7 protein-coding genes and 1 tRNA gene are annotated in these 6768 nt (G+C 70.5%); 2 read left to right on the forward strand and 6 right to left on the reverse strand.

Annotation, left to right across the window (positions count from 1 at the left end; genetic code table 11):
- Positions 1-75: 75 nt before the first annotated feature.
- Together N2041_RS06485 and N2041_RS06490 are read right to left on the reverse strand one after the other, a co-directional pair.
- Positions 76-1743 carry an MDR family MFS transporter gene (locus N2041_RS06485; protein WP_297677005.1) on the reverse strand — a complete coding sequence of 556 codons (1668 nt, stop codon included), beginning with the start codon at positions 1741-1743 and terminating at the stop codon, positions 76-78.
- A gap of 105 nt (positions 1744-1848) precedes the next feature.
- The gene (locus N2041_RS06490; RefSeq protein WP_297677006.1) at positions 1849-2268 is read right to left on the reverse strand and encodes a DUF3293 domain-containing protein; all 420 of its coding nucleotides are present in this window, start codon (positions 2266-2268) and stop codon (positions 1849-1851) included.
- On the opposite strand from N2041_RS06490, the gene N2041_RS06495 reads away from it, so the two are divergent.
- Entirely contained in the window at positions 2267-3076 is an 810-nt protein-coding gene (locus tag N2041_RS06495; protein WP_297677007.1) for an enoyl-CoA hydratase/isomerase family protein, read from the forward strand. The genes N2041_RS06490 and N2041_RS06495 overlap by 2 nt on opposite strands.
- Positions 3077-3144: 68 nt before the next feature.
- Here the strand turns inward: N2041_RS06495 and N2041_RS06500 are convergent.
- The 4 genes from N2041_RS06500 to lspA form a co-directional block, all read right to left on the reverse strand.
- Positions 3145-3218: transfer RNA gene (locus tag N2041_RS06500), tRNA-Gln, on the reverse strand.
- Positions 3219-3266: 48 nt separating this feature from the next.
- Positions 3267-4739 (reverse strand): glutamate--tRNA ligase, encoded by a 1473-nt coding sequence (gene gltX / locus N2041_RS06505; protein ID WP_297677008.1) that lies wholly within the window; start codon positions 4737-4739, stop codon positions 3267-3269.
- Complete coding sequence (locus N2041_RS06510; RefSeq protein WP_297677009.1) at positions 4736-5713, reverse strand: RluA family pseudouridine synthase; 978 nt, start codon at positions 5711-5713, stop codon at positions 4736-4738. The genes gltX and N2041_RS06510 overlap by 4 nt, the downstream gene beginning before the upstream one ends.
- The gene (gene lspA / locus N2041_RS06515) at positions 5662-6177 is read right to left on the reverse strand and encodes a signal peptidase II (protein WP_297677010.1); all 516 of its coding nucleotides are present in this window, start codon (positions 6175-6177) and stop codon (positions 5662-5664) included. Before lspA ends, N2041_RS06510 begins: the two co-directional genes overlap by 52 nt.
- 111 nt (positions 6178-6288) lie before the next feature.
- Between lspA and N2041_RS06520 the strand changes: the two genes are divergently transcribed.
- A partial coding sequence (locus N2041_RS06520; protein ID WP_297677011.1) for a molybdopterin-dependent oxidoreductase occupies positions 6289-6768 on the forward strand: 480 nt, incomplete at its 3' end.

Genomic DNA, 6768 nt, shown 5'->3' on the forward strand with positions numbered 1-6768 from the left:
TGCGCAGCGCACCCGAGAAGCAAGAGGCCCCGGGAAACCCCGGGGCCTTCGCATGTGCCGTTGGGCCGCGCCAGCCTACTCGCCGAGCGCCCCCGCGACCGGCAGCGGCGGCGCGCCGGCCTGGCCTTCGCGCCCGGGCTCCCCGGGCGGGCCGCCCGCCACCGTCCGCCGCAGCGGCAGCTCCGGCATCATGAACGCCAGCACCGCGCACAGGATCGCCGCCGCCACAGCGCCCCAGTAGATGTGCCGCACCGCGATCACCACCCCTTCGCCCTGCGCATCGTGCGTCCGCGCCAGCAGATTCTCCCCGTCCGGCATCTGCAGGATGGATTGCTCGATGCGGGCGTAAACGGCCTCGTTCAGCCGGATCGTCGGGTCGTCCAGCTGCTGCACCAGCTGCGGCCCGAGCGTCGCCTTGTCCTCCGCCGTCAGCCGGGCCGAGAACTCCGCGTGGTACGTGTTCGCGAGGATGGCGCCGAACACCGCAATGCCCAGCACGCTCCCGATCTGCCGGAAGAACTGGCTCGCCGAGCTCGCCACCCCGATGTACTGGTACCCCACCGCGTTCTGCACCACGAGCGACATCGTCGGCAGCACCAGCCCGAACCCGAGCCCCAGCACCACCATCGTCGCGCTCACCTGCCACAGCTTCGTGTCGAGGCTCACCTGCGTCAGCAGCCCCAGCGCCGAGGCGATGAGCACCGTGCCGAAGAACGTCTGCCATTTGTACCGCCCGGTCCGCGCGATCACCTGCCCGCCGACCACGCTCGTGACCAGCACGCCGAGGCTCTGCGGCGTCGTGATGACGCCCGACTCGGTGGCCGAGGCCCCAAGCGCCGTCTGCACGTAAATCCCGAGGAACTGGAACGCCCCGAACACGCCGAACCCGAACGTGAACACGACGAGGTTCGAGAGCAGGAACACCCGGTTCCGGAACAGGTGCAGCGGCAGCGTCGGCTCCGGGTGCCGCAGCTCCTGCAGCACGAACAGCCCGACCAGCACGACCGAGCCCGCCAGCAGCCCGACGATCTGCGGCGAATCCCACGCGTACTTCTCGCCAGCCCACACGAGCGCCAGCAGCGCCATCACGGAGGCCGCCGAGAGCAGCGCCGCGCCGAGGAAGTCCAGCTTCGGCGACCCGCTCCGCGCCTTCGCCGGCAGGTTGAACCAGATCGCCGGGATCGCGATCAGCCCCACCGGGATGTTGATGTAGAACACCCATCGCCAGCTCAGCGTGTCCGTCAGGAAGCCGCCGAACGTCGGCCCGACCACGCTCGCGAGGCTGAACACCCCGGTGAACAGCCCGATGTACTTCCCGCGCTCAGCCGGCGCGAAGAGGTCGCCCATCGTCGCGAACACCGAGGCGAAGATCATCCCGCCGCCGAGGCCCTGCAGCGCCCGCATCCAGATCAGCACCGGCATGTTCGGCGCCGCCCCGCACGCCGCCGAGGCGACCATGAACAGGAACACCCCGCCGATGAGGAAGAGCTTCCGCCCGTAGATGTCGCCCAGCTTGCCCACCAGCGGAATGACGACCGTCGACGTCAGCATGTAGCTCGTGAACAGCCACGAGAGCAGCGTGAACCCGCCGAGGTCGGCCAGGATCCGCGGCGTCGCCGTCGAAACCACGGTCTGGTCCAGCGCGCCGATGAACAGCGACACCATCAGGCTCCCGAGGAGGAGCCACTTCTGGCGCGGTGTCAGCGTCTCACCGAGCGGCTGGGTTGCCGGCGCTGCAGTCATCCGTCCCCTCCTACGTTCACGTGAGCGTGAACCATGCGTTCGAGCGTACATAGTTCGCCCTCACCGAACAATTGGGGCCGCCCGGGACCCCAATTGGTGTCACGCTCAGCACCACGCCAGCCGCGCCGTCTCGCCGTCGAACCAGACGATCGCCGCCTGCCCGAACTCGCGCCCGAGCGCCACCGCGTCGTCCAGCGTTGCGCCGAACACGGCGAACGACGGCTCCCGGTGGGCCCCGTCCGGCGAGCGGCCCTCCGCCGGCAGCCACCGCCACCCCCGCCGCTCGATCTCGGCCTGCAGCGCCCGGTTCCGCGCCTCGTTCTCCTCCCGTCCCGGCCGCTCCCGGCCCGGGTTCCACGCCGTGACCAGCGCGAACGTCCCCGGCGCGCCCGGTACGCGCTCCCCGATGCGGAACGCGGCCCGACCTCCCGGCAGCTCGACCTCGTACACCGCCTCCCGGTACAGCCGGTCGAGCTCCGGGTCCGGCGGCTCATCCCGGCCGTGCGGCGTAGAATCGCCCACCATGGAACAGCCCCTGCACTTCGAATCTCGCGGTCCCGTCGGCATTCTCACCCTCAACCGGCCCGAGCGCCTCAACGCCATCGACCACGCGATGCTCCGCGCCCTCCGCGCCTTCTTCGATGCGCGCCACCGCGACTTCGCGACCCGCGTCATCGTCATCACCGGCGCCGGCCGCGGCTTCTGCGCCGGCCTCGACCTCAAAGCCGGCGCCGAACAGGGCCCCTGGCAGCCGGGCGTCGGCCCCGTCCAGGATTCCCTCACCTTTCAGGAAGATATCGCCGACCTGATGGTGAAGATGCGCGAATGCCCCCAGGCGCTCATCGCCGCGGTCAACGGCCCCGCGACCGGCGGCGGCCTCTCCATCGCGCTCGCCTGCGACATGCGCATCGGCACCGCCGCCGCGCGCTTCGCCTGCTCCTACCTCAACCTCGGCCTCGGCGGCGCCGACGTCGGCTCCTCCTACTTCCTCCCCAAAATCGTGGGCATGGCCCACGCCGCCGACATGCTCTACTCCGGCCGCATCGTCGATGCGCAGGAAGCGCGCGAGATGGGCCTCCTCACCCGCATCGTCGAGCCCGACGACCTTCTCCCGGCAGCCCTCGCCATCGCGGACGGTATCGTTCGCAAGGCGAGCCCGCTCGGCCTCCGCCTCACGAAGCAGGTGCTGAACGAGACCGTCAACGGCATCTCGCTCCAGGCCGCGCTCAAGCTCGAAAACCGCAACCAGATCCTCGCCAGCCAGACGCAGGACGCCCGCGAAGCCCGGCAGGCGTGGTTCGAAAAACGCGACCCCGCCTGGCGCGACGCCTGACCCTCGAACATCGGCGGGAAACCGCGAGGCCCCGGGACGTCCCGGGGCCTCGCGCGTAATCGCCTCGCTGGCTGGGGATGGAGGATTCGAACCCCCACATACAGATCCAGAGTCTGCTGTCCTACCCTTAGACGAATCCCCAGCGCGGCCTCCAGATTACCAATCCTTCCGCGCCTGCGCCAAGTTTTCGCTACCCGAGCCGCGCCCGCGCCGCCCGCAGCCGCGCCAGCGTCCGCTCCCGCCCGAGAATCGCCGCCGAATCGAACAGCGGGATGCCCGTCGGCCGGCCCATCACCGCTACGTACAGCACCGGGATGAACTTCCGCAGCTTCATGCCCAGCGGCTCCTCCAGCCCGCGCAGCGCAGCCTCCACCGCCGCCGTCGTCCATTCCGCCTCGCCGATGGCATCGAGCCGCACCAGCGCCTCGTCCAGCACCCGCACCGCCGTCGCGGCGTCGCCGACCCGCTCCGCCAGCAGCGACGTCTCGTACTCCGGCGCGTCGTAGGTGAACAGGAAGGCGATGAGCCCCGGGATCTCTTCGAGCAGCGTCACCCGCTCCCGGAGCAGCGGCGCCGCCGCCCGCACCACCGCCTCATCCAGCGGCCGCGGGATGGACGCCGGCAGCCCCCGGTCGGCCCACTCCGCCACCAGACGCACCCACCGCTCCTCGTCCATCGCGCGGATGTAGTGCCCGTTCAGGTAGTTCAGCCGCTCGATGTCGAACACGGCCGGGTTCGGCACCACCCGCGCGAGGTCGAAGTGCCGCGTCAGCTCCTCCGCGCTGATGATCGTCGTGTGGTCGTCCAGCGACCACCCGAGGAAGGCGAGGAAGTTCAGCATCGCCTCCGGCAGGTAGCCCCGCTCCCGGTAGTCGAGCAGCGCCGTGTCCCCGGACCGCTTGCTCAGCTTCTTGTGGTCCGGCCCGAGGATGAGCGGGAGGTGCGCCCACGCCGGCTGCTCCCAGCCGAGCGCCTCGTACAGCTGGATGTGCTTCGGCGCGCTCGAAATCCACTCGTCGCCACGGATGCAGTGGCTGATCGCCATCGCCGTGTCGTCGACCACGACCGCGAGGTGGTAGGTCGGGAACCCGTCCGACTTCAGCATCACGAAGTCGTCTTGCAGCGCGTTCTCGAAGACCACCTCGCCGCGGATGACGTCGTGCAGCACCGTCACGCCCTCCCGCTCCATGGCGAACCGGATGACGTGCGGCTCATCCTTCGCCCGTGCGGCCGATTCCGCCGGGTCGATCCGCCGGCAGAGCCCGTCGTAGCCCGGCGGCTGCTTCGCCGCAGCCTGCGACGCGCGCAGCGCATCGAGTCGCTCCGGCGTGCAGAAACACCGGTACGCGCGGCCCCGTTCGATGAGCAGCTCCGCCGCCTCCCGGTAGCGCGGCAGCCGCTCGGACTGGAAGTACGGCCCGTGCGGCCCGCCGATGTCCGGGCCCTCGTCCCAGTCGATGCCGAGCCAGCGGAGGCTTTCCATGATCGCCTCCACCGCGCCTTCGACGTACCGGTTCCGGTCGGTGTCTTCGATCCGCAGGATGAACTTACCGCCGCGCGCCCGCGCATACGCCCAGCTGAACAGCGCCGAGCGGATGTTGCCCACGTGGGGGTTCCCCGTCGGGCTCGGGGCGTAGCGGGTGCGTACAGGCCGATCGGTCACGAATCCTCGCCTCGCTCGAGGGTCGCCGGCGGAACCGCCGCGTACCGAGAGGCTACCGCCTCCCCTGCGATGGCGCGAATCGCCTCCAGCAGGTCGCCCGGCGCCGGCGCGCCCGCCCGCAGCACCCCGCCCGCCGGGTGCGGCACCGCGATTTGCAGCGCGTGCAGCAGCTGCCGGGCACCCGGCTCGGCCCGCCCGTACACCGCATCCCGCGCTACCGGCGTTCCCGCCGCCGCGAGGTGGACGCGAATCTGGTGGGTCCGGCCCGTCTCGGGGTACACCTCCAGCACCGCGCGCCCTTCGCCGCTCGCGACCACCCGGTACTCCGTCCGCGCCGGCCGGCCCCGGCTCGTGACCGCCATCCGCGTCCGGTCCCGCGGGTCGCGGTCGATTGGCGCCTCGATGACCGCATGCGGCTGCGCCGGCACCCCGTCGACCACCGCGAGGTAGACCTTCTTCGCCAGCCGCTCTTCGAACGCCCGGCTCAGCGCCGCCTGCGCCGCTGGCGTCTTCGCCAGCAGCAGCACGCCGCTCGTCTCCTTGTCGAGCCGGTGCACGATGCCCGCCCGCTCGGCATCGAATTCCCCCGCAGCGTCGCCCAGCTTCGCGAGCCACCAGCCCGCGACCGACGGCCCGGTATCCCCGGGCGCCCCGTGGACCGCGAGCCTCGCCGGCTTGTCGACCGCCGCCAGCAGCTCGTCCTCGTACACTACCGGCAGATCGAACTCCGGCTCGCCCGGCGCGTGTGCGGCCGGCTCCAGCACCACGACCACGCGGTCGCCCGGCGCGACCGCCGCCGATTTCCGCGCTGCAGTGCCGTTCACGCGCACGAGGCCCCGCTCGATCAGCCGCTGCGCCCGCGCCCGCGAGAAGCCTTCGAGCGACGCCGCGACGAACGCGTCGAGCCGGCACCGTTCGGCGGCTAGGAGTTCGATGGCCCGTCCTTCTCCGGCGGCTGGAACACCATGGTCCACAGCAGGATCACCACCCCGATGCTGATCGCCGAATCGGCGACGTTGAACGCCGGCCAGTTCGGCACCTTCAGAAAGTCGACGACCCGGCCCTCGCTCACCCGGTCGATCAGGTTGCCGACCGCGCCGCCCAGCATGAGCGCCAGCCCGAGGCGAACGACCGGCTGCGCGAACCCCGGGTTGAACAGGTAGATGAGAATCGCCGCCAGCCCTGCGAGGCTCGCGATGATCAGGAGCGGCCCCGCGCCCTGCAGGATGCCGAACGCCGCCCCCGTGTTCGTCACGTGCACGATGCGGAAAAACGGCAGCACGTCGATGCTGTCACCGCGCTCCAGGTTCGCCTTGATGAGCCACTTCGTGAGCTGGTCCGCGCCGACGATGGCCGCTGCCAGCAGCAGGAACCACCCGTCGCGCCGGGCGACCGCCAGCCGCGGGCCGGCCCGGCCCGGTGCGCGCGCTTCTTCCATCCCTCCCAGTGTACCCCGTTGCCCGCTTCGCCGCGGCAACCCGCCTTGCCGCGCCGGAATTCGACCCGCTACGCTCATCACGACCCCTCATCCGCAGCGGAGGAACCGCGAATGTCCACCACGGCATCGAAAGAACTGCGCCCCGACGGCAAACTCCGCCTGCCCCCCGGCCAGCACCTCACCACCGGGTGGCCGGTCCTCCACTACGGCAGCATCCCGCGCATCGACCTCGAAACCTGGCGCTTCCACGTCTGGGGGCTCGTCGAAGAAGAGAAGTCGTTCACCTGGGAGGAGTTCAACGCCCTCGGCCAGGTGACCGACACGAGCGATATCCACTGCGTCACAACCTGGAGCAAGTTCGACAACACCTGGGAGGGTGTGCCGTTCCGCGCGCTCTACGATGCCATCCGGCTGAAGCCCGAAGCGAAGTACGCAATGATTCACTGCTACGGCGGCTACACGACCAACCTGCCGGTCGAAGACCTGTTGCGTGAAGGCGTCCTTTTCGCCCACTCCCACAACGGCCAGCCCCTGACGAAAGAGCACGGCTGGCCGATGCGGCTGGTCGTCCCCCATCTCTACTTCTGGAAG

Origin of the sequence: Tepidiforma sp. (assembly GCF_026419595.1) — a bacterium.
Classification (GTDB): domain Bacteria; phylum Chloroflexota; class Dehalococcoidia; order Tepidiformales; family Tepidiformaceae; genus Tepidiforma.